A 24,288-nucleotide genomic window follows, 5' to 3' on the forward strand; every position below is an offset into this window, starting at 1 on the left:
ATGTGTCAATGTGCTAATATGTCAATTAGTTCATTCATGCGCAGCCAATTGGCACATTTGCACATTAAAAAATTATTAATTATGAACTTAACAGATACTCCAAATGCAAACAGACTTCATATAGCCCTTTTCGGTAGACGAAACTGTGGTAAATCTTCTCTTATCAATGCATTGACAGGACAGGACACCGCCCTCGTTTCAAATACTCCGGGAACGACTACCGACCTTGTATCCAAAGCTATGGAAATTCAAGGTATTGGTCCGTGTTTGTTTATAGATACTCCGGGGTTCGATGATGAGGGAGAACTGGGGGAGCTGCGTATCAGCCGGACTTTAAAGGCTATCGAGAAAACGGATATTGCATTGCTACTATGCGGAGACACTACTTTTTCTCATGAAAAGGAGATGCTGACATTATTGAAAGAGAAAAATATCCCTGTCATTCCGATATTGAACAAAATAGATATACGAGAAAATAGCGATAGCTTAGCTACGTATATTGAGAACGAATGTAAAATACGCCCATTACTTATCAGTGTCAAAGAAAAGACAGGAATTGAACAGATCCGGCAAGCCATTCTCGAAAAACTACCTTCAGATTTCGGTCAACAGAGTATCACCGGAGAGCTTGTTACAGAAAACGACCTTGTACTTCTGGTCATGCCGCAGGATATTCAGGCTCCCAAAGGCAGACTGATTCTGCCCCAAGTGCAGACTATCCGCGAATTGTTGGATAAGAAATGTCTCGTAGTGACTTGTACCACTGACAAATTTTCGGCAACCCTGCAAGCTCTTGCCCGTCCCCCGAAATTAATCGTCACCGATTCACAGGTCTTCAAGACTATTTATGAACAGAAGCCAAAGGAAAGTGAACTAACCTCTTTCTCTGTGCTTTTCGCTGGATATAAAGGTGATATTCATTATTATGTAGAAAGTGCAACTGCCATTGAAGGACTAACGGAATCGTCACGTGTACTGATAGCGGAAGCTTGTACACACGCTCCCCTTTCAGAAGATATAGGAAGAGTGAAACTTCCCCGTTTGTTACGGAAACGAATTGGAGAGAATCTGCAAATTGATATGGTAGCCGGAACCGACTTTCCACAGGACCTGACTCCTTACTCTCTCGTTATCCATTGCGGAGCATGTATGTTCAATCGTAAATACGTACTTAGTCGTATTGAACGCGCACGGGAGCAACATATTCCTATGACGAATTATGGAGTGGCAATTGCTTTCCTCAATGGCATACTAGATCAAATAAAGTATTAAATCCCAGTCAAAAAAAGAGTCCGGTGTAATACCGAACTCTCACAATATATAGTAAATTATTAACTGCTTATTTCTTCACAACAGCAATCAGCTCCTCTGCTGAAACAAGATTCTGTTCTCCTGTCTCCATATTCTTCAGCATTGCTTTGCCTTCGTTCATTTCATTCTCACCGACAATAGCTACAAACGGAATATTCTTTGCATTGGCATAACTCATCTGTTTCTTCATCTTGGATGCATCCGGGAAAATCTCTGCACGAATACCTGCAGCACGCACTTTAGCCAGAATTGCCATAGAGAAAGCTGCCTCCTTTTCACCGAAGTTGATAAACAGAATTTCTGTTCCATTTACAGCTTCTTTCGGATAAAGATCGAGTTGGTTCAATACGTCGAAGATACGGTCTGCACCAAAAGAGATACCTACTCCCGACACTCCTGCCATACCGAATACTCCGGTCAGATTATCATAACGGCCACCTCCTGTGATACTGCCAATCTGCACATCCAATGCTTTCACTTCAAAGATAGCACCTGTATAATAGTTCAGTCCGCGAGCTAGTGTCAGGTCAAGTTCGATTTCATTCTTCAAGCCCATTGCTTCCAATGTATTCAGGATAAATTCGCTTTCTTCCACTCCCTTCAATCCTACTTCACTGGCTGATAATACATTTTTCAATGTTGCCAACTTTTCCGCATTCGTACCGCTAAGAAGAATAATCGGCTGCAACTTGGCAATAGCCTCATCACTGATCCCCTTCTCTTTCAGTTCGGCATTTACATTATCCAAACCGATTTTATCCAGTTTATCAATCGCTACGGTAATATCGACAATCTTATCTGATTCACCTATAATTTCAGCGATACCGGAAAGAATCTTACGGTTGTTAATCTTAATACATACACGAATATTGAAACGACTGAAAACAGCATCGACAATCTGCATCAATTCCACTTCATTCAGTAATGAATCACTTCCTACAACATCAGCATCGCATTGATAAAATTCACGATAGCGTCCCTTCTGCGGACGGTCGGCACGCCATACCGGTTGAATCTGATAACGTTTGAACGGGAAAGTGATTTCATCACGATGCATCACCACGTAGCGGGCAAAAGGTACTGTCAAATCATAACGCAAACCTTTCTCACAGAATTTGCTTGCCAGTTTGGCAGCATTACGGCTTAACAATTCTTCGTCAGTAATCCCGGAAAAATAATCTCCTGAATTCTGAATCTTAAAGAGTAGTTTATCCCCTTCATCGCCGTACTTTCCCATCAGTGTAGAAAGCATCTCCATCGAAGGAGTCTCTATCTGCTGAAATCCATACAAATGATATACGTCACGAATCGTATTGAATATATAATTACGCTTCGCCATTTCTACCGGCGAAAAGTCACGAGTTCCTTTAGGAATACTTGGTTTTGCTGCCATCATATTACTGTTTATAATTTTAATTGTGCAAATTTACTGCAAATTTCCGAGCAATGCTTACATATACTAAAAAAAATCCTCCATAGTCTTCGGAAAGACTGCGGAGGATCTCTTTTTATTTTATAGAAGGAAGCTGGCAAACCTGCCTTTTCCCTCTTTCATTTCTTAGTCTCTTCTACCCATGAAGATCATGATGTAGTAAACCAATGTAGCCAGTGAACCTAATGCAGCAACTACATACGTATAAGCAGCAGAACGAAGAGCATCTTCAGCCTGTGCATGATTATACGAATTAGTAATGCCGGATGAGCTCAACCATACCAATGCACGTTTACTTGCATTGATTTCCACCGGCAGCGTGATAAAGCTGAACAGGGTAGTCATGGCGAACAAGATAATACCTGCCAGCAATAACTGCGGAAAAGAGTTTACCAGCAAGATACCACCCAACAATACCCACGTCATAATGGAAGAAGCAAAGTTCACAACCGGAACCAATGCACTACGCATTTTCAACGGAGCGTACATACGTGCATGCTGCACAGCGTGTCCACATTCATGGGCTGCTACGGCAGCCGCCATAATGCTGTTACTTTCATACACTCCTTCACTCAAATTCACGGTTTTGTTAGTAGGATTGTAGTGGTCGGTCAATCGTCCCGGCGTATGTGTAACCTGTACATCATAAATTCCATTGTCATGCAACATCTTCAAAGCAACATCGCGTCCTGTCATTCCGTTTCCTGTAGGAATCTTAGAGTACTTCTTGAATTTGTTTTGCAAATTCATCTGCACCAGCCAACTGACAACAGCGATTCCTATAAATAATACCCAATAAGACATCATATACTTTTCAATTTTAATTATTACTCTATATCTCTGAAACAAATTGTTTGCCAAAAATAAGGGGAAACTACCAATGTCAGAATAGTTTCCCCTCGCTTTTATGAAGAATTAGCTAAAAATTAGTCAATTGTCAGTTCTACTACATAGTCAATATCTTTCGGAACCTCTGCAAACTCAAGCAAAACACCTGCTTTCGTCTTTGTGAAACGAACCGGAGACTGATCTTTAAACAAGACTGCTTTCTTAATTTTCTTGTCTGTCAACGGCAGGAATAAAGCCCTGTCTTTCAGGTCAAGGATATGCACATAGAGTTTATTTCCTTTTTGTGTTGTCACTCCCCAATCATGCGGAGCAACTACACCACTTCGTGTTCCATAGATCGTTTCGCCATATTGTTTCATCCACTCTCCCATCTCTGCCAAGCGTTGCACAGCTACCGCAGGAAGTTCTCCATCGGGTTGAGGACCGATATTCATCAAAAGATTGGCATTCTTACCGGCTGCTTTCACCAGATAATGAATCAATGTCTTCGTAGATTTATAATCCTGGTCGGTAATCTTATATCCCCACATGCCATTCATTGTTTCACAAGTTTCCAACGGCAGATGGCTTACATCTTGCCCGGAAAGTCCGGCAGAATTTTCACCGGGCAGATCACGTTCAAAAATCTGAATATCTTCACCTTCAAAAGGTGTCTGGTGATGATTGTTACCGATAAGACATCCCGGCTGGAGTCTATGAATCAGCCTATATTGCTCCGGTAATTCCCAATCGAATTTTTCATTCTGGTCCTGATCCCACCATCCGTCAAACCAGATAGCACCTATGGGACCATAATTCGTCAGCAACTCCGTCAACTGATTATTCATGAATTGATAATAACTTTTCCAATCCCCTTTCGAGTTCGCACGTCCTGTCCCCTGCCCTGTACGTCCCCAAGGATAGTCCTCACGCGCCCAGTCAAGATGTGAGTAATAAAAATGAAGCTTGATACCCTGCTTGGCACAGGCTGCTGCCAGTTCTTTCACGATATCTCTTTTAAAAGGGGTGGCTTTGACTACGTTATAATCCGAATACTTGGTATCAAACATAGAAAAACCTTCGTGATGACGGGTAGTGAAACAGATATATTTAGCTCCCGAAGCTTTAATAGCAGCCACCCATTTATCCGCATCAAACTTGGAAGGATAGAATCCACCTGCCAGTTTGGCATACTCTTTATAATTCAGATTATTATTTGACATAGTCCACTCACCGGAAGCGAGCATAGCATATAGCCCCCAGTGAAGAAAAATGCCAAACTTATTGTCTTGAAATTCCTGTCGTGCTTTCAGATTCTCTTCAGCAGGTTGATAGGGAAATTGTGCAAATACTCCCAAGTTCATGACGAACAACAAAAGGAAAGTTATAAAACGTGTTTTCATAAGGCGTACATTATTATAGGCTTGAAAAAGGTTAAATCGGTAAATGCGCTATCGCAGAGAAGAAATATTTTAGGCACGGATTACACGGATTTCACGGTATTAATTAAAAAGAAACCGTGAAATCCGTGTAATCCGTGCCTAATCAATTGTTATTCTTCAGTATAACGTTCGATCGTCTGTGCTCTGTCCGGTCCTACGGAAACAATCTTGATTTCTACACCAAGCTGCTCTTCCAGGAAAGTCAGATAAGCGTTGAATTCTTCCGGGAATTCATCTTCGCTCTGCATCTTAGTCATATCCGTCTGCCAGCCGGGAAGTTCCGCATACACTGGTTCTACCCCTTCTGTGATGTCATACGGGAAATAATCGATTTCTTCACCGTTCACTTTGTAAGCAACACAAGCTTTGATTGTTTCGAAAGTATCGAGTACATCGCTCTTCATCATAATCAATTTGGTAACCCCGTTTATCATAACGGAATACTTCAGCGCTACCAGGTCGATCCATCCGCAACGACGTTTACGTCCGGTAACAGAACCGAATTCATGTCCCAAAGTACACATCTTGTCACCTGTTTCATCAAATAGTTCTGATGGGAACGGACCTGCTCCTACACGAGTACAGTATGCTTTGAAAATACCATATACTTCACCTATACGGTTAGGCGCCACTCCCAGTCCGGTGCAGGCTCCCGCACATACGGTATTGGAAGAAGTCACAAACGGATATGAACCGAAATCAATATCAAGCATAGTACCCTGAGCTCCTTCACAAAGAACACTCTTACCATCTTTCAACAGATTATTCACTTCATGTTCGCTATCTACAAAATGGAATTGTTTCAGGTATTCGATACCTTCCAACCATGCTTTTTCCAATTCTGTCAGGTCATATTCATAATTCAGACTCTTCAGGATTTGCTCGTGACGAGCCTTCGCAGCAGCATACTTCTCATCGAAGTTATGAAGAATGTCACCTACACGAACACCGTTACGGCTCACTTTATCCGTATAAGTAGGACCGATCCCTTTGCCGGTAGTTCCTACTTTGGCATCTCCTTTGGCTGCTTCATAAGCAGCATCCAGAATACGGTGTGTCGGAAGAATCAGATGAGCTTTCTTTGAAATGTGCAAACGTTCTTTCAGCGGATGACCTGATGCCTCAAGTGCTTCTGCCTCTGCCTTAAACAATGCGGGATCAAGTACCACACCGTTACCGATGATGTTTACCTTGTTTCCCTGAAAAATACCGGAAGGAATAGAGCGGAGCACATATTTCTGTCCTTCGAACTCAAGCGTGTGACCGGCATTCGGGCCGCCCTGAAAACGAGCAACCACATCATACTTAGGTGTTAAAACGTCGACTACTTTTCCTTTACCTTCGTCGCCCCATTGTAATCCTAATAGAACATCTACTTTCATTTTTCTTTTTTATTGTTGTTATTTACTTTTTTCCGTTTGTTAGCTCTGTCGCACTTACTACATACTCCATATATATATAAGGAGTAATGTGAAAGCTGGAAGCGGCTCAATTTCGTATTTTCAATGGCATGCTGTAATTCCTCGTTCTGAAACTCGGTCACTCTACCACATTGAGTACATATCTGATGATGATGTGTCTCGCGATTATATGATTTTTCGTATTGGGAAGAAGTGCCGAACTGATGCTTAATGACCAATCGTGCATTAATAAGGAGGATAATAGTGTTGTAGAGAGTTGCACGGCTCACCCGGAAATTCTCCTGGTCCATCATCCGTAAATAAAGCATGTCAATATCGAAGTGACCGTCGATAGAATAAATAGTATCGAGTATGGCGTAACGTTCAGGAGTCTTACGATGCCCGTTCGCCGTGAGATATTCCGTGAATATCTGCCTTACTGTATCTTTCACGTTTTGAGTTTCCATCATCAGCCAAAATTAGCGCGAACAAAGTTAAGCCTTTTTTGCGGAAAGCAAAAGAAATTCTTAGAAATAAGTAATGGGTTAATTATTCTTCAGTCTCTTCTTTCACCATGTTGTAGAGCATCTGCTCCCCTTCCAAGGTAGAATCAGCCATTCCCTCCACCAGACGGCATACTTGAAAGGCATGTTCTTCACTATGCTGCATATATTTGCGGATAACCAGTAAAGCAGCGTTACGAACGTGATAACTGTCGGAATGTACGGCACAGATCGCCTGATCGAGTAATTCACCGGAAGCGCGTTCAGTCATATCGCCTTTCTTCATCAGAAGACGGGCGGCCGTCAGAAAACCACAAGTCTGTATATACTCCTGCTCGTCAGCAATCCAGTGAAAAGATTTGGCCGGAGCATACGGCAAATGCTGGAAGAGATTCATGCAAGTCAGTTCGGCTATCTCGATATTCCGGATATTTTCTACCCAAATGTCGGCTATCTCGGGATAAAATGTTTCAATCGGCTGAAGCATTCCCGCCAGAATTTTACATTCGCGAATGTCCTCTTTCCACAGAGCCTGTGCCAGGTCATGATTCTTCTCATAACTTTCGGCAATCATCTTGATGCGGGGCAGTTCTACTCCGAAATTGAGTTTATAAACCAGCCCTTTCTCACGCATACTTTGGGACACAGCCCCGTTCATAGAGAGACGGAGCTGTGTCTTGATATCTTTCAATTGTTCTTTAATATCCATTTCAAATCAGTTGTTTATTGAAGGCAACGGAGAATAATCAGTGCTGTAACGCAACATTTGTTCTACATAACCCTCATCATAGGAAACTGTGACATCTGTAACAGTTCCGTTTTCATCTGTCACCAGTTCGTATTTCGGATTCACAAAGCCTTTGTAAGGAGCCAGATTCAGCTTCTTATAACGTTCCAAAACTTCTGCATGCAGAGCCGGATCCACTTTTACCGCATAGTTTTCTACCAATGTACGGGCACCTTCAAAATCACCAGTCGACTTGATGCGCTGGATTTCAGCTAATAATTCACCGAAAAGTTGACGTACCTTCTGATAGTCATTGATAACCACATAAGTCTTTCCGTCTTTTTTCACCAGTTCCACCGCTTTATCAGCAGCCCCCTTTTCAAATACCCAACGGGCTATCAGCTGGCGATTGCGCATGTGAGCTTCTTCAACACTATTTCCCGGTTCAATACGTACCAGTTGTGTCATCAACCCATTCATCAGATAAGTATAGTATTGAGCCTTATAAGCATCGGGAGAAGAGAGCAGCCCCAATTCCACCAGCTTCGGATCGGCTACATAATACAATCCGAATAAATCGGCCCGTGCCTCTTCGATAGTAGAACCATAAGCCTTCAATGCATCAGGATCTACCCCCGGAAGCAACTTGCCGGAACCGTGTCCCAGACATTCATGCAAGTCTGTATGAAGCTCATCCGTCAAGTCAGAATAAGCATCGATCAGCTGTAATTCCGCATCACTATAAACAAATTCTTCGTTGAATCCGTTTCCATGAGCAGCTTTATTATAAGCATCCGTTATGTTTCCGATAGTCACCGATTTGGAGCCATGATGGGCACGAATCCAGTTGGCATTCGGCAGATTGATACCGATAGCAGTTGCCGGATAAAGATCACCCGCAAGAATAGCGGCAGTGATTACTTTAGCCGATACGCCTTTCACCTTTTCTTTCTTAAAAGACTTATCAACCGGAGAATGATCTTCAAACCATTGCGCGTTACTGCTGATAATCTCCGTACGGTGTGTCGATTCCAGATCTTTGAAGTTCACCAAAGATTCCCAGCTCGCTTTCATCCCCAAAGGATCGCCGTAACTTTCGGTAAATCCGTTCACAAAATCGATCCGTGAGTCAAGGTCTTTCACCCAAAGAATCGCATATTCATCAAAATCTTTCAAATCACCGGTTTCATAAAATTGGATCAGCTTGGTGATAACAGCTTTTTGTGCCTCATTCTCTGCCACACCTTCCGCTTTCTTCAGCCAATAAACAATCTTCTCAATTGCCTGTGTATAAAGCCCGCCTACTTTCCAAACCTTCTCTGTCAACTTCCCGTTTTCTTTTACCAAACGACTATTCAGTCCATAAGAAACCGGTGTTTCATCTTTCGGATCTTTCAGCACGCTATAGAAACTTTCCGCCTCTTTCTGCGTCACTCCATCATAATAATTACAAGCAGAGGTCAACACAAGATCTTCGCCATCCGCTTGGTTTACCCGTTTCGGCATAACCGTCGGATCGAAAATCACCGGAAACAGTTCGGCACAAAGCTGTTCGGCAGTCTGCCCTTTCTCCAATGGAAGCAACTTGGCATCCAGACCGAGCACGGCCTGTTTCAAAAATTCCTGTGAGAAGTTCGGCACAAATTTCTCCATACCATAGTGGTGATGAATACCATTGGAGAACCATACCCTTTTCAGATACACCTCCATGTTTTTAAAATCAGGCGTCGTTTTATCTCCCTGATAGTTTGTATATACTGCTTCGAGCATCCTACGGATTCTCAAATTATATTTTCCATTCTGGTCAAACAGAATATCCCTTCCTTCCAGAGCAGCCTCTGTCAGGTAATAAATCAGTTCCTTCTGTTTCAGCGTCAGTTCCTCAAATCCGGGAACCTTATAACGCAATATCTGTAAATCAGCAAATTGTTCCACTGTATAATCAAATTTTCCTGCTTCAGCAGTTGTTGTTTTACTTCCTCCGCACGACGTTAAAAGCGTGGCGGCCACTGTCATTAAAATCAGATGTTTTCTCATAATGCTAGCATTGATTAATTAAAATGAGAAAAGGAATTATCCCCAAAATTTATCTTTCAGAGGTAATTCCTTTTGATCAGTTTCGGAACGCGCAATTATTTCTTATTTTCCAAATGTTTTTTGCGATATCCGTTAGGAGTTTCACCTACGTTTTTGTAAAATGCAGCGTAAAAAGATTGACGATTTGCAAAGCCAACCATAGCACTAATTTCTTCCACATTTTTGTCGGCATAACGTTTGTCCGTCAATAAATGCAAAGCATCTTTTACTCTGTATTCATTCAACAGGCAAGAATAGTTCATACCAAAGCGTGAGTTCACTACTGCAGAAAGGTAACGAGTATTCGTCTTCAATTCTTTCGCCAAGTCCTTAGCTGAATAATCAGGATCCTTGTACTTCTTCTGTACAACGATGATATTCAAGATTTTGTCATACAACTCGTCTGCCAATTCCGGTCTAATTAAAGACCTGTATGCAGCCTTCTTTTCTTTCTTTTCCCTCAAATTGTAGGGACGTTTTTTCGGAGTTTCTTCCGTTTTTTTGTTCTCTAAATCACTCATTGAATTAACTGGTTAGGGTTTGTTCATTTGTTAATAATTGCTCATTTGCAACATAACATGTTACAAATGTCTTACTTTTTTTTTAAACACACAATTATTTTGTGCATTTTTTTTCTAAATAAACAATCAAAAACCTTGAAAAAGAAGGAATAGCCTCGAATAATAAGAAACTTTAACTTATTTATAATTCATATCAGAAACAGAAATCTACACATGATGAAAATTGCCGAAGAAAAATGTACCTTTGCGGCATGGATAAATTAGCATCAATAAGAGAAACTCTAAAGACATATTTCGGATACGATAGTTTCCGTCCGCTGCAAGAAGAAATCATCCGCCATGTCCTGAATAAGCAGGATGCACTGGTATTAATGCCTACTGGCGGGGGGAAATCGATCTGCTACCAACTTCCTGCACTGCTTTGCAAAGGTACCGCTGTTGTCGTTTCTCCACTCATCTCATTGATGAAAGATCAGGTAGAAGCATTGCTGGCAAACGGCATCGCAGCCGGGGCACTGAACAGCAGTAATAACGAAACGGAAAACGTTCATCTGCGACGTGCCTGCATTGAGGGGCGACTGAAGCTGCTTTACATTTCACCGGAAAAACTTTTAGCAGAAAAGGATTATTTATTGCGGGATATGAACATCTCTCTGTTTGCTATTGATGAAGCGCATTGCATTTCACAATGGGGACATGACTTCCGTCCGGAATACACACAAATGGGAGTGCTCCACCAACAATTTCCGCAAATACCGATTGTCGCCCTAACTGCCACTGCGGATAAAATCACGCGCGAAGACATCGCACGGCAATTACACCTCAACCATCCACGTGTCTTCATCTCATCCTTCGACCGCCCCAACATCAGTCTGACTGTGAAACGTGGGTTTCAAGCGAAGGAAAAGAACAAGGCTATCTTAGAATTTATTCACCGTCACGGGAAAGAAAGTGGGATTATTTACTGTATGAGCCGGAGTAAGACAGAAACCGTTGCACAGATGTTGCAAAAGCAGGGTATCCGCTGCGGTGTCTATCATGCCGGATTATCCGCCCAACACCGGGACGAAACACAGGATGACTTTATCAATGACCGCATACAGGTGGTATGTGCCACCATTGCATTCGGAATGGGGATCGATAAATCAAATGTCCGCTGGGTCATACATTATAATCTTCCCAAAAGTATAGAAAGTTTTTATCAGGAAATAGGCCGTGCCGGACGTGACGGCCTCCCCAGCAGTACTGTCCTGTTTTATTCACTCGGAGATCTCATATTACTCACTAAATTTGCTTCGGAAAGCAATCAGCAGAACATCAATCTGGAAAAACTACAACGGATGCAACAATATGCTGAATCCGATATTTGCCGGAGAAGGATTCTGTTAAGCTATTTCGGAGAAACAACCACAGAGGATTGCGGTAACTGTGATGTTTGTAAAAATCCTCCTCAACGATTTGACGGTACAGTCATTGTGCAAAAGGCATTAAGTGCCATCGCCCGCACAGAACAACAAATCAGTACAGGCTTGTTGATCGATATTCTTCGTGGAAGCTATTCTGCGGAAGTAACTGGAAAAGGTTATCAGGAACTTAAAACGTTTGGTGCCGGACGCGACATTCCTCCTCGTGACTGGCAAGACTATTTGCTTCAAATGTTGCAACTCGGCTACTTTGAAATAGCCTATAATGAAAACAATCATCTTAAAATTACGGCAAGCGGAAGTGATATTCTCTTCGGAAGAGCCAAGGCGACATTAGCAGTCATCCGGCACGAAGAAATAGCCACTCAAAAAGGAAAAAAGAAGAAAGTGGTGGTTGCAAAGGTACTTCCTTTCGGCCTGGAAGGGGGAGAAAACGAGGATTTATTCGAAGCCTTACGCGGATTGAGGAAACAACTGGCCGATCAGGAGGCACTACCCGCCTACATCGTCTTGTCAGACAAAGTATTACACCTGCTTAGTATTTCCCGCCCTACTACTATTGAAGAATTTGGTGAAATCAGCGGTATCGGAGAATACAAGAAAAAGAAATATGGAAAGGATTTCGTAAATCTGATTAGACAGTTCGTAGAATAAAAGAAATTCTTTAATAGTATATATTAACGAGCCATCTGACTAATTATTATTCGTTCCACAACTGTTTCCCTTTCGTTCCACATAGGTAGAACTAAAGGAAAACAGTTGTGGAACGAACTAATGCCTATAACAAAAAGCTCTAACTTATGTAAACCGGAAAGATATAGTTGCCTTATTGATAACTTCATTTGCATTGCCGCAATTGTTCGTGCAGATCAGCCGGAGGCACTCCCAATGAAATGGCTTTCTCAAAGTCAGCTTTGGCAAGTCCTTTCTTTTTCTGTGCCAGATAGATATTTCCACGCAGCAGATAAGCATCAGCCGAGGCAGCATCCAACCGGATCGCTTCCTCCAAATCAACCAATGCCAGATCTTCATGCTTCATCTCGCGTTCCACGTCGGCACGGGCAATATAAAGCGTCGCATCGTCAGGAGTGGCCGTAATCATCTTATTCAGAACTTCAAGAGATTCCCGGAATTTTCCTTCTTTCTGCTCCAGAGTAGCCAATCCCAGACGACCGCTATAACTCTGCGGATCCAGTTCCAGCAAACGATTATAATCGATTCTCGCAGCCGGATAATCCCGGCGGAGCACATAAATATAGGCACGCATCAACAAAGCTTCCTTGTTCTGCTTATCCTCATCAAGCACCTGACAATAATCGGTATAAGCACGGTCTGTTTTTCCCATTTCCATATAAATGGCGGCACGGTCGAGTAAAATAGGAACTGCCAAAGGAGCAAAATTCAGTGCAAAAGAATAAGACTCCAGCGCTTTGTCAAACTCACCCAAACGACGCTGCACCAATCCCAAGTTAGAAAAAAGCAACGCATTCTTGGCGTTCTTAGGTTCCAGCTTCAAAGCCTGAAGCAAAAGTTCCTCTGCTTTGGGAAGGCTGTCTTTCTCGATACATTCAATGGCTCTTTCGGACAATTGCTGATAAGTTTGCGCAAAGGCAACAGCCGGAAAACAAAAAAACAAAGCTATCATTATTCTTACCATGGTTCAGGTCTTTTTTAGTGAATAAATTAATCCAATGGATATGCGTCAAAAGCAAACAGTTCGGTCGACAAATAACGCTCTCCCGTATCAGGTAACAACGCTACTATTTTTTTGTTCTTAAATTCCGGACGCAGTGACAGTTGACGGGCAGCATACACGGCTGCTCCCGAAGAAATTCCCGCCAGCAGACCTTCTGTTGCCGCTAACTCACGTCCCGCACGAATCGCTTCGTCATCAGGCACACCCATCACCTCATCTACCACAGGAGCGTCATAAAGCTTGGGAATAAAATTCGCTCCGATACCCTGAATACGATGCGGAGCTGCCTCTCTTCCCGCCAATACAGGAGACGACGACGGTTCCACCGCCACAATATAAATATCCGGATTATGTTTCTTTAAAGCACGGGCTACACCGCACACTGTTCCTCCAGTACCCACTCCGGCTACAAAAACAGCCACTTCACCATCGGTATCGCGCCAGATCTCTTCACCTGTCGTCCGTTCATGAACAGCCGCATTAGCCGGATTCTCAAATTGTTGCAAGATCACCGAACCGGGAATACTATCACGCAACTCCTGCGCCTTGGCAATAGAAGCTGCCATTCCTCCTAACCCGTCCGTCAATACAATCTGCGCACCCAATGCTTTCAACAGGTTCCGCCGTTCCAGGCTCATTGTTTCGGGCATGGTCAATATCAGGTGATACCCTTTAATAGTGGCTACCATTGCCAACCCGACACCTGTATTTCCACTTGTCGGCTCAATAATCGTTGCACCGGGTTTCAGTGCTCCACGAGCTTCCGCATCTTCAATCATCGAAAGAGCCACTCTGTCTTTTACACTTCCCGCCGGATTAAAAGCCTCCAGTTTGGCAATAATATTTTGTTCCAGACCGTACTTTCCACTATAACCGGAAAGTTCCATCAAAGGGGTATTCCCCACTAAATCGGTTAGTTTCCTTGCAATCTTTGCCATCTTATTACTTTATTTTTGTCACAGACACGACAAAGATATGGAAAAAAAGATATGTTTTATATCACTTCATGAGAAAGATAAGGAAAAGTATAGTAACTTTGTATCCGTTCAATCTTTTTAAGTTTACAGATATGAAAAAGAGAATCATACAATTTCTCACGACCTATTTTTTATTTGTTCTTTTATTCGTTCTTCAGAAACCAATCTTCATGGTTTACTACCATGATTTATATACCGACGCATCTTTAGGTGACTACTTCCGCATCATGTGGCACGGATTGCCTCTGGATTTATCTCTTGCAGGTTACCTGACCGCCATCCCAGGCTTACTGCTCATCGCCTCCGCCTGGACGAGTTCATCCATACTCCGCCGCATCCGGCAAGGCTATTTCGGAGCAATCGCCTTTGTCATGGCCTGCATTTTTATCATCGACCTGGGATTATACGGCTTTTGGGGATTCCGTCTGGATGCCACCCCCGTTTTCTATTTCTTCTCTTCCCCCAAAGATGCTATGGCAAGTGTCAGCTTTTGGTTTGTATTATTGGGAATCTTATCTATGCTGATCTATGCAGCAATTTTATACTTTATTTTCTATTACGTCCTTATCCGGGAGAAAAAGCCCCTGAAAATACCTTATCGACGTCAGAATGTCTCGCTTGCGCTCCTTTTGCTGACAGCGGCACTCTTCATCCCCATCCGGGGCGGATTCAGCGTATCCACCATGAATTTGAGCAAGGTATATTTCAGCCAGGACCAACGCATGAATCATGCAGCCATCAACCCGGCATTCAGTTTCATGTATTCCGCCACCCACCAGAATAATTTCGATAAGCAATATCGCTTCATGGACCCGAAAATAGCCGACGAATTATTTGCAGAGATGGTAGACAAACCTGTCTCAGCAACAGACAGCATCCCCCAATTATTGAATACACAACGTCCGAACATTATTTTTATTATCCTTGAGAGTTTCTCCACACACTTGATGGAAACTTTCGGAGGACAACCCAATGTGGCTGTCAATATGGATAAATTCGCTAAAGAAGGCGTATTATTCAGCAACTTCTACGGCAGCAGTTTCCGCACAGACCGCGGACTGGCATCCATCATCAGCGGATATCCCGGCCAGCCAAGCACCAGCATCATGAAATATCCCGAAAAGACGGACAAACTTCCTTCTATACCGCGCAGCCTGAAAAATGCCGGATACAACTTGGAATATTACTATGGCGGAGATGCCGATTTCACAAATATGCGCTCTTATCTGGTATCTTCCGGCATCGAGAAGATTATTTCCGATAAAGATTTTCCTCTGTCCGAACGTACAGGAAAATGGGGAGCACAGGATCACGTCTTATTCCAACGCCTGATGAAAGACCTGAAAGAAGAAAAACAAAAAGAACCGTTCCTGAAACTTGTTCAGACATCAAGCAGCCACGAACCGTTCGAAGTCCCGTTCCACAGGCTGGATGATAAAATCCTCAACTCCTTTGCGTATGCCGATAGTTGTGTAGGAGATTTCGTGAAACAGTATCAAGAGACACCGCTATGGAAAAACACACTGTTTGTACTCGTTCCCGATCATCAGGGTGCATACCCATATCCCATAGAAAATCCGCTGGACGGCCAAACCATTCCGCTGATTTTAATCGGAGGTGCAATCAAACAACCTCTTGTGGTAGATACTTATGCTTCACAAATTGACATTGCCGCCACCTTGCTTGCCCAATTAGGATTACCGCATGATGAATTTACTTTCAGCAAGAATATCATGAATCCGGCCTCTCCTCATTTCGCATACTTCACCCGACCGAACTATTTCGGAATGATTACCGCCGATAACCAATTAGTGTACAATCTGGACGCAAATACTGTGCAACTAGACGAAGGTACCGCCAAAGGAACCAATCTGGAAAAGGGAAAAGCGTTCCTGCAGAAGCTCTACGATGACCTGGCAAAACGCTAGGAAATGAATTATATTGAATATTTATAAAGTAATATAGAACAATAAAGCCTGATGATACACACCGGAATTGTCCAATATCTTTCGGAGATAGATACAAATATCTTCTTGTCTTTCAATGGTATACATTCCCCTTTCTGGGATTATTTCATGAGTTCTTTCACGGGTAAATTCATCTGGATTCCCATGTATGCCACTATATTGTATATTTTATTAAAAAACTTCCACTGGAAAGTAGTACTGTGTTACGTGGCTGCCATTGCACTGACTATCACCTTTGCCGACCAAATGTGCAGCAGCATCATTCGTCCGGTAGTAGCACGTCTGCGTCCCGCCAATCCGGAGAACCCGATTGTAGATCTGGTATATATCGTAAATGGTTACCGCGGGGGAAGCTACGGTTTCCCATCGTGCCATGCAGCCAATTCATTAGGTCTTGCCATGTTTGTCATATTCCTGTTCCGTAAACGTTGGCTAAGCATTTTCATCCTGACCTGGGCAATACTCAACTGCTACACACGTATATATCTGGGTGTACATTACCCCGGTGATTTACTCGTAGGAGGTATTATCGGAGGATTCGGCGGTTGGTTGTTCTGCACCATCGCCCACAAAGCAGCCATCTATCTGGAACCTTCCACCCGCACGAAGAGAAAAGAAATAAAACAATGGTCAGTCACTATTTATGTAGGATTACTGACCGTGCTCGGTATCGTTCTATATTCCACTATTAAAAGTTGGTAGAACACAACAACACTATTTCGAACTAAAAAGTAAAAGCCTGACACCGTTATCCGATGCCAGGCTTTTACTTTTTTATCCGGGTTTATCAAGCTTTCTTGATATAATCAACAATCCACTGTCCTACTTCTTTTGTTCCGTACTTAGCACCTTCAGCCACTTGTATTTCCGGTGTGCGTACATTCTCATCCAAAGAAGCATCTACGGCTTTACGAATCAATGCACCCTCTTCTTTAAGGTCGAAATACTCGAACAACATAGCTACAGAAAGAATCTGTGCTAATGGATTAGCAATATTCAATCCCTTAGCCTGCGGCCATGAACCGTGAATCGGTTCAAATACCGGAGTACTTTCACCTGTAGAAGCAGAAGGAAGCAAGCCCATAGAACCACTGATTACAGAACCTTCGTCAGTCAGGATGTCACCGAATGTATTTTCCGTTACCATCACATCGAAGAAAGCAGGTTCCTGAATCATCTTCATTGCAGCATTATCCACAAACATATAATCAGTTGTCACTTCCGGATAGTTCGGAGCCATTTCCTGTGCGATCTGACGCCACAGACGGGAAGAAGCCAACACATTTGCCTTATCTACCACAGTCAGATGTTTTCTGCGCTTCATCGCATATTCGAAAGCCACCTTCAAAATACGTTCGATTTCCGGACGAGTATAATAGTTCGTATCATACGCCTTGTCATTATCCTGATACTTTTCACCGAAATACATACCTCCAGTCAGCTCACGGATACAGATAAAATCGGCATTTTCTACCAACTCCGCACGCAACGGAGATTTGTGGATCAGACATTTGAATGTCTGTACCGGACGGATATTAGCGAAAAGACCCAGTTTCTTACGCATAGCCAGCAAACCTTGTTCCGGACGTACCTTGGCAGTAGGATCATTGTCAAATTTCGGATCACCTACGGCAGAGAACAAAACAGCGTCCGCCTCTTTACAAACCTGATAAGTTGCTTCCGGAAACGGATCGCCTACTTTATCAATCGCATCAGCTCCACAGATTGCATATTCGTAACTTACTTTGTGACCAAACTTCTCGCAAACGGCACTCATCACATCTACACCTTGCACAGAGATCTCCGGTCCGATGCCGTCGCCTGCTAATACAGCAATTTTAAAATCCATAATCGTTTATTCTTCTATTTATATATTCGTATAAAAAACATTCTTCGGGCAAGTTGTTTCTCACTTGCTCTTCTCGTATTCATCTTCGATGAGGTTCAACATCTTCATAGTAGCCTTGATGGCAGCCTCTGTCTGGTCGGCATCGAGCCCGCGGGTACGGAACACCTGCTCATCATAACTCCACGTGATAACTGTCTGCACAAATGCATCCGTACGTCCACCGGGAGGGATGGTTACCGCATAATTGGTCAACATCGGGAATTTACGTCCTAATGTCACCTTATATATCTTACGCAACGCACGAACAAAAGCATCATACTGACCATCGCCGCCTGAACTCTCTTCGTACTCTTTTCCGTTGATTTCTATCTTCAACGTTGCCATCGGTTTCAGCCCATGAGCCAGATTCACAAAATAGCTCTTCAGTTTAACCTTCTCACCCACTGCTCCGTGTTTCAACACATCCGAAACAATGTACGGCAAATCTTCCTGTGTGACCAGCTCTTTCTTGTCACCCAACTCGATGATGCGTTCCGTTACCTTGCGCATAGCATCTTCGTCCAGCTCCAGTCCGAGATCTTCGAGGTTCTTGCGAATATTCGCTTTACCGCTTGTCTTACCCAATGCATATTCCCGCTTGCGGCCAAAACGTTCGGGAAGCAAATCATTACAGTAGAGATTATTCTTGTTATCCCCGTCGGCATGCACCCCTGCCACTTGCGTAAAGACATTCTCACCTACAATCGGTTTATTGGCAGGTATCACAATTCCCGAATAAGACTCCACTACCCGGCTGACATCATTCAAACGGCTTTCGTCGATATTGGTCACCGCATTGAAATGGTCTTTCAGGATAGCCTGCACACTTGCGAGAGGAGCATTTCCTGCCCGTTCGCCCAGTCCGTTGATGGTTGTATGCAATCCTTTGACACCACTTAATACCGCGGCAAGGACATTACTCACAGCCAAATCATAATCATTGTGCGCATGGAAATCGAGATGAGTATTCGGATAACGTTTCTTCATCTTCCGCATATACTCTATCACTTGCAAAGGATTCAAGATACCCAACGTATCAGGCAACATAAAACGCTTGACGCTCGTTTCTTTCAATCCATCCATCAACTGAAACACGTATTCGGGAGAATCCTTGATACCGTTGCTCCAATCTTCCAGATAAACATTGACGGTTATATCCTGTTCGTCGGCATAATGCACCACACTTATGATATCCGCCAGATGTTCTTCCGGTGTCTTTTTCAGTTGTTGCGTACAATGCTTCAATGAACCTTTACAAAGAAGATTAATCACACGGCAACCGGTACGCTGAATCCAATCGACAGAAGTATGCCCGTCGACAAAGCCGAGCACTTCCACTTTATGGAGCAGATTACGACGGGCAGCCCAGTCGCAAATCATCTTCACGGCTTCAAACTCACCGTCCGACACACGCGCCGAAGCAACTTCCACCCGGTCTACCTTTAAATCTTCTAACAGTAAACGGGCGATCATTAGTTTCTCATGAGGCACGAAAGACACTCCGCTGGTTTGTTCACCATCACGAAGCGTTGTGTCCATGATTTCTATTTTCACGCCTTCTTTTCCCATTCTTCTATTTTATCTTTATTGCTCAACAAGAAATCGATATCGTCCAATCCGTTCATCAAACAAAGTTTCTTGTAAGCATTGATTTCGAAATGTTCACTTTTACCTGTCGCCTTGTTGGTGATGGTCTGTTCGGGAAGATTCACTTCCACTTCCATCTTCGGGTCTGCTTCTATCGAATCGAACAGCTCCTGCAGAAACTCCTCGGTAACAACCACCGGCAGCACGAAGTTGTTCAACTCATTATTCTTATGAATATCGGCAAAGAAACTGGATACCACCACGCGGAAACCGTAACCTGCAATGGCCCAGGCAGCGTGTTCACGGCTGGAACCCGAACCGAAGTTTTTTCCTGCCACCAATACCTGTCCGCTATAAGTAGGATTGTTCAACACAAAATCCTTGTTCAGGGAACCGTCAGCATTATAACGCCAGTCACGGAAAAGATTATCACCGAAGAATTTTTCTTCACGAGTGGTTGCTTTCAGGAAACGTGCCGGAATAATCTGGTCGGTATCTACGTTTTCTAAAGGAAGAGGTACACAAGTACTTGTTATTATATTAAATTTTGTCTTAGCCATCTTTTTATTTACGATTTAACGATTTACGATTTACTATTAACGTTTACTATTTAACGATTGAAATTACTATTGACTCATTCTCTTACGACAGACAATCTGATTCACGACCATTTTTCAATCGTAAATCGTAAATTGTCTAATCGTAAAATCAAATCAGTTTTCTCGGATCGGTAATCACACCAGTCACCGCCGCAGCAGCAGCTACCAGCGGACTAGCCAGCAAAGTGCGTGCACCGGGTCCCTGACGTCCTTCAAAATTACGGTTACTGGTAGATACCGAATACTTTCCGGCAGGAATCTTATCATCGTTCATTGCCAGACAAGCAGAACATCCCGGCTGACGGATAGCAAATCCGGCTTCCGTCAATATCTTGTCGATTCCTTCCTTACGGATCTGTGCGTCTACCATCCATGAACCCGGAACCAGCCATGCAATAACATTCTCCGCTTTCTTACGACCTTTCACGATGGAAGCAAATGCACGGAAATCCTCAATACGACCGTTTGTACAAGCCCCAAGGAATACATAATCAATCTTCTTACCCAACAAAGATTCACCCGGTTGGAATCCCATATACTCCATTGATTTCTTGAACGAAACCTGTGCAGCTTCACTCATTCCTTCCATGGTAGGAATGTGTTGTGTGATTCCCATACCCATACCCGGATTCGTTCCATAAGTAATCATCGGTTCAATATCAGCCGCTTCGAAACGGACTTCTTTATCAAACACGGCATCATCATCACTCTTCAATGTCTTCCAATAAGCCAAAGCCTTGTCCCATGCTTCGCCTTGCGGAGCATTTTCACGTCCTTTGATATATTCAAAAGTCACTTCATCCGGAGCAACCATCCCACCACGTGCACCCATTTCAATCGAAAGGTTGCAAAGGGTAAGACGTCCCTCCATTGTCAGATTGCGGATAGTCGAACCTGCATATTCCACGAAGTAACCTGTAGCACCACTGGTAGTCATCTTAGACATCATATACAGAGCCACATCCTTTGCAGTCACCCCTTTGCCCAGTTCACCGTCTACAGTGATACGCATTGTTTTCGGTCTCGACTGGAGAATACATTGTGAAGCCAGCACCATTTCCACCTCGCTCGTTCCGATACCGAAAGCAATCGCTCCCATTGCACCATGAGTAGAAGTGTGAGAGTCACCGCAAACAATCGTCATTCCCGGCAAGGTCAAACCACGTTCGGGGCCTACCACATGGATAATACCATTCTTCGGATGCATCATGCCGTAGTGCGTCAGACCGAAATCCTTCGCGTTTTTTGTCAGAGTATCCACCTGCGTTTTAGAGACCGGATCTTCAATCTCCTTATCCTGATCGTGTGTCGGTGTATTATGGTCAGGCATACAAAACACCTTTTCCGGACGCAACACTCCGATTCCACGTTCACGCAATCCCGCAAAAGCCTGCGGACTAGTCACTTCGTGACAATATAACCGATCAATATAAAGCTGTGTAGGGCCATCTTCCACAGTAGTCACCACGTGGGCATCCCATATCTTATCAAATAATGTATTCATCTGTTTATTTACTATTTTACTAATTACTATTTACTCTTTCAATCAATCTCTGTAATACCAAACCGACTGTCAATCTCTTTTTTACGATTTGAATTTGTTGATACAGTCGATGTAGGCTTCTACCGAAGCAGCAATAATATCTGTGTTGGCACCAAAACCATAATAAATCTGGTTATCATATTCTACCTGCATGTGCACTTTACCTACATCATCACTTCCCTTACTGATAGCCTGAATAGTAAACTCTTTCAGAGTCATGTGCCGTTCTACAATCTTTTTCAATGCTTTGATAGCAGCATCTACCGGACCATTACCACTGGCACAAGCTTCAAACTTCTCACCGGCAATATTCAATCCCAAACTGGCTACCGAACGCACACCTACACCACTCGTCACCTGCAAGTAATCCAGTTTGATGCGATGGTTCTGGCTACGGTCTGCACCTGCCAATACTAAAATATCATCATCATTAATATCTTTCTTCTTATCAGCCAACTTCAGGAACTCATCATATACCTTATCCAGTTTTTCCTGATCCAGATTCACTCCCAATATAGAAAGACGATTTTTCAATGCTGCACGTCCGCTGCGGGCAGTCAATACGATAGAGTTGTCATCAATACCCACATCATGCGGATCGATAATCTCATATGTCTGTACATTTTTCAACACGCCATCCTGATGGATACCTGAAGAGTGTGCGAAAGCGTTACGTCCAACGATTGCTTTATTAGGCTGTACCGGCATATTCATCAGGCTGGATACCATACGGCTGGTCGGATAAATCTTCTGCGTATTGATATTGGTCTGGATATCAATTTCGTGATGGCTCTTGATAATCATGGCGATTTCTTCGAGAGCAGTATTTCCTGCACGTTCGCCAATACCGTTGATGGTAACTTCCACCTGACGCGCACCGTTCAAGACACCGGCTATCGTATTGGCAGTAGCCATACCCAAGTCATTGTGACAGTGAGTAGAAAGTATGGCATTATCAATGCCGTCTACATGGTCAACCAGGTATTTTATCTTGGCGCCATATTCTGAAGGCAAGCAGTAACCTGTTGTATCAGGGATATTCACTACGGTAGCTCCAGCCTTGATGACAGCTTCCACCACACGTGCCAGATATTCGTTATCCGTACGGCCTGCGTCTTCTGCATAAAATTCCACATCGTCTACAAAACGGCGGGCATATTTCACAGCAGCTACTGCACGTTCGATAATCTCTTCACGATTCGAATTGAATTTATATTTAATGTGCGAATCAGAAGTACCGATACCAGTGTGAATACGTTTATGTTTAGCAAATTTCAGTGCATCTACGGCTACATCAATATCTTTTTGAACTGCGCGAGTCAAAGCACAGATAGTAGGCCAAGTCACCGCTTTTGAAATCTCAATTACTGAATTAAAATCTCCCGGGCTCGAAATGGGGAATCCGGCTTCAATCACGTCTACTCCCAACGCTTCCAATGCCTTTGCTACCTGAATCTTTTCTACTGTATTCAACTGGCATCCCGGAACCTGTTCACCATCTCTAAGAGTGGTATCAAAAATAAATAACCTATTGTCCATATTCTTATGTATATTATATAATTATTAGCATTAAAAAAAGCCTTTCACACTTGGAAGTGAGAAAGGCTTTCGTATATTTTCATTTATACACATTTACGCGCAGCACTCACTTCCACTAACCTTTGATAGTAGAATAATAATACCGCATAGTAGAATATGTATAAACATCTGATTCATTTCTTGTCTCTTTTATTAGTTTGACGGTGCAAAGGTATGGATTATTTCTTTACCACCAAATAATACGTTACTTTTTTATCGAAAAAAATATCATTTCATAAGTTAAAGCCGATTATTAGCAAAAATATATCACGAATAAAGCGATATATTCATTAAACGAAAAGAGGGAGTAGAATGTTTAAACCATTCTCTCCCTCTCCTTCTTTATTGTTCTAAATCAATAGATTACTTCTTATCGCAACATTCTTTCTTTTCTGCGCAATCAGCTTTTTTATCGCAAGCAGTAGCACAAGAGTCCTTAGCCTGGCAGCAAGAATCAGATTCAACAACAGCTTCCACTGTTTCTACAGTTGTTTCTTCACCTTCAGAAGCAGCGTTAGTAGTTTTGTTACCAGTACAAGACATCATTGCAAAAGAAAATGTTACTGCTACAGCAGCCAAAAATAATTTAGTTTTCATACCTTTTAAATTTGCTTTAAACGTTTAATAAAATAATTGTCAGTCGCAAATATAGCACTTTTTTCGCAAAGTACCAAAACAGAAAGCCCCTTGACTCAAAATGAATCAAGGGGCTTCTTTAAAAACGGCGGCTACCTACTCTCCCACTGTTACGCAGTACCATCGGCGTGACGAGGCTTAACTTCTCTGTTC

The 24,288-nt window shown here is 43.0% G+C and carries 20 protein-coding genes; 4 read left to right on the forward strand and 16 right to left on the reverse strand.

Annotated features, from left to right (window positions below):
- Window positions 1–81 precede the first annotated feature (81 nt).
- Window positions 82–1,272: a [FeFe] hydrogenase H-cluster maturation GTPase HydF gene (hydF, locus tag AAHJ11_RS22160; protein WP_217723103.1), complete on the forward strand. Its 1,191-nt coding sequence runs from the start codon at window positions 82–84 to the stop codon at window positions 1,270–1,272.
- A gap of 67 nt (window positions 1,273–1,339) precedes the next feature.
- Here hydF and hisS read toward each other — a convergent pair whose 3' ends face one another.
- The 8 genes from hisS to AAHJ11_RS22200 form a co-directional block, all read right to left on the reverse strand.
- Window positions 1,340–2,704 (reverse strand): histidine--tRNA ligase, encoded by a 1,365-nt coding sequence (gene hisS / locus AAHJ11_RS22165; protein WP_320974967.1) that lies wholly within the window; start codon window positions 2,702–2,704, stop codon window positions 1,340–1,342.
- A 165-nt stretch (window positions 2,705–2,869) separates the two neighbouring features.
- On the reverse strand, window positions 2,870–3,550 hold the full coding sequence (locus tag AAHJ11_RS22170; RefSeq protein ID WP_148364608.1) for a zinc metallopeptidase: 681 nt from the start codon (window positions 3,548–3,550) through the stop codon (window positions 2,870–2,872).
- 119 nt (window positions 3,551–3,669) lie between these two features.
- Entirely contained in the window at window positions 3,670–4,974 is a 1,305-nt protein-coding gene (locus tag AAHJ11_RS22175; RefSeq protein ID WP_320974912.1) for an alpha-L-fucosidase, read from the reverse strand.
- Between the two features lie 149 nt (window positions 4,975–5,123).
- Window positions 5,124–6,395, reverse strand: a complete 1,272-nt coding sequence (locus AAHJ11_RS22180; protein WP_195650258.1) for an adenylosuccinate synthase — start codon at window positions 6,393–6,395, stop codon at window positions 5,124–5,126.
- Window positions 6,392–6,880, reverse strand: a complete 489-nt coding sequence (locus tag AAHJ11_RS22185) for a Fur family transcriptional regulator (RefSeq protein WP_148364981.1) — start codon at window positions 6,878–6,880, stop codon at window positions 6,392–6,394. The genes AAHJ11_RS22180 and AAHJ11_RS22185 overlap by 4 nt, the downstream gene beginning before the upstream one ends.
- Window positions 6,881–6,962: 82 nt before the next feature.
- Window positions 6,963–7,625, reverse strand: a complete 663-nt coding sequence (locus AAHJ11_RS22190) for a DNA alkylation repair protein (protein ID WP_004307185.1) — start codon at window positions 7,623–7,625, stop codon at window positions 6,963–6,965.
- A gap of 6 nt (window positions 7,626–7,631) precedes the next feature.
- Window positions 7,632–9,680, reverse strand: coding sequence for a dipeptidyl-peptidase 3 family protein (locus AAHJ11_RS22195; RefSeq protein WP_167511743.1), 2,049 nt, complete (start codon window positions 9,678–9,680; stop codon window positions 7,632–7,634).
- Between the two features lie 95 nt (window positions 9,681–9,775).
- On the reverse strand, window positions 9,776–10,240 hold the full coding sequence (locus AAHJ11_RS22200) for a helix-turn-helix domain-containing protein (RefSeq protein ID WP_004301101.1): 465 nt from the start codon (window positions 10,238–10,240) through the stop codon (window positions 9,776–9,778).
- 251 nt (window positions 10,241–10,491) lie between these two features.
- Here AAHJ11_RS22200 and recQ point away from each other — a divergent pair, with 251 nt between their 5' ends.
- Complete coding sequence (recQ, locus tag AAHJ11_RS22205; protein ID WP_195650257.1) at window positions 10,492–12,318, forward strand: DNA helicase RecQ; 1,827 nt, start codon at window positions 10,492–10,494, stop codon at window positions 12,316–12,318.
- Window positions 12,319–12,502: 184 nt separating this feature from the next.
- Here recQ and AAHJ11_RS22210 read toward each other — a convergent pair whose 3' ends face one another.
- Entirely contained in the window at window positions 12,503–13,321 is an 819-nt protein-coding gene (locus tag AAHJ11_RS22210; RefSeq protein ID WP_413580101.1) for a tetratricopeptide repeat protein, read from the reverse strand.
- Window positions 13,322–13,347: 26 nt separating this feature from the next.
- The gene (cysK, locus tag AAHJ11_RS22215) at window positions 13,348–14,298 is read right to left on the reverse strand and encodes a cysteine synthase A (RefSeq protein WP_413580102.1); all 951 of its coding nucleotides are present in this window, start codon (window positions 14,296–14,298) and stop codon (window positions 13,348–13,350) included.
- Between the two features lie 131 nt (window positions 14,299–14,429).
- Between cysK and AAHJ11_RS22220 the strand changes: the two genes are divergently transcribed.
- Window positions 14,430–16,265, forward strand: a complete 1,836-nt coding sequence (locus tag AAHJ11_RS22220; RefSeq protein ID WP_195650255.1) for an LTA synthase family protein — start codon at window positions 14,430–14,432, stop codon at window positions 16,263–16,265.
- A 51-nt stretch (window positions 16,266–16,316) separates the two neighbouring features.
- Window positions 16,317–17,006 (forward strand): phosphatase PAP2 family protein, encoded by a 690-nt coding sequence (locus AAHJ11_RS22225; protein WP_148364595.1) that lies wholly within the window; start codon window positions 16,317–16,319, stop codon window positions 17,004–17,006.
- Between the two features lie 85 nt (window positions 17,007–17,091).
- Here the strand turns inward: AAHJ11_RS22225 and leuB are convergent, their stop codons facing one another.
- The 6 genes from leuB to AAHJ11_RS22255 form a co-directional block, all read right to left on the reverse strand.
- Window positions 17,092–18,153, reverse strand: coding sequence for a 3-isopropylmalate dehydrogenase (gene leuB / locus AAHJ11_RS22230; protein ID WP_148364594.1), 1,062 nt, complete (start codon window positions 18,151–18,153; stop codon window positions 17,092–17,094).
- A gap of 60 nt (window positions 18,154–18,213) precedes the next feature.
- Window positions 18,214–19,761 carry an alpha-isopropylmalate synthase regulatory domain-containing protein gene (locus AAHJ11_RS22235; RefSeq protein WP_167511741.1) on the reverse strand — a complete coding sequence of 516 codons (1,548 nt, stop codon included), beginning with the start codon at window positions 19,759–19,761 and terminating at the stop codon, window positions 18,214–18,216.
- On the reverse strand, window positions 19,743–20,339 hold the full coding sequence (gene leuD, locus AAHJ11_RS22240; RefSeq protein ID WP_148364593.1) for a 3-isopropylmalate dehydratase small subunit: 597 nt from the start codon (window positions 20,337–20,339) through the stop codon (window positions 19,743–19,745). Before leuD ends, AAHJ11_RS22235 begins: the two co-directional genes overlap by 19 nt.
- A 148-nt stretch (window positions 20,340–20,487) precedes the next feature.
- The gene (leuC, locus tag AAHJ11_RS22245) at window positions 20,488–21,882 is read right to left on the reverse strand and encodes a 3-isopropylmalate dehydratase large subunit (RefSeq protein ID WP_413580103.1); all 1,395 of its coding nucleotides are present in this window, start codon (window positions 21,880–21,882) and stop codon (window positions 20,488–20,490) included.
- An 81-nt stretch (window positions 21,883–21,963) separates the two neighbouring features.
- Window positions 21,964–23,460, reverse strand: a complete 1,497-nt coding sequence (locus AAHJ11_RS22250) for a 2-isopropylmalate synthase (RefSeq protein WP_004301125.1) — start codon at window positions 23,458–23,460, stop codon at window positions 21,964–21,966.
- 402 nt (window positions 23,461–23,862) lie between these two features.
- Window positions 23,863–24,096 carry a hypothetical protein gene (locus tag AAHJ11_RS22255; protein ID WP_148364591.1) on the reverse strand — a complete coding sequence of 78 codons (234 nt, stop codon included), beginning with the start codon at window positions 24,094–24,096 and terminating at the stop codon, window positions 23,863–23,865.
- Window positions 24,097–24,288: the final 192 nt, after the last annotated feature.

The organism is Bacteroides sp. 90-K9/2 (genome assembly GCF_047310725.1).
GTDB classification, from domain to species: Bacteria; Bacteroidota; Bacteroidia; order Bacteroidales; family Bacteroidaceae; genus Bacteroides; species Bacteroides vicugnae.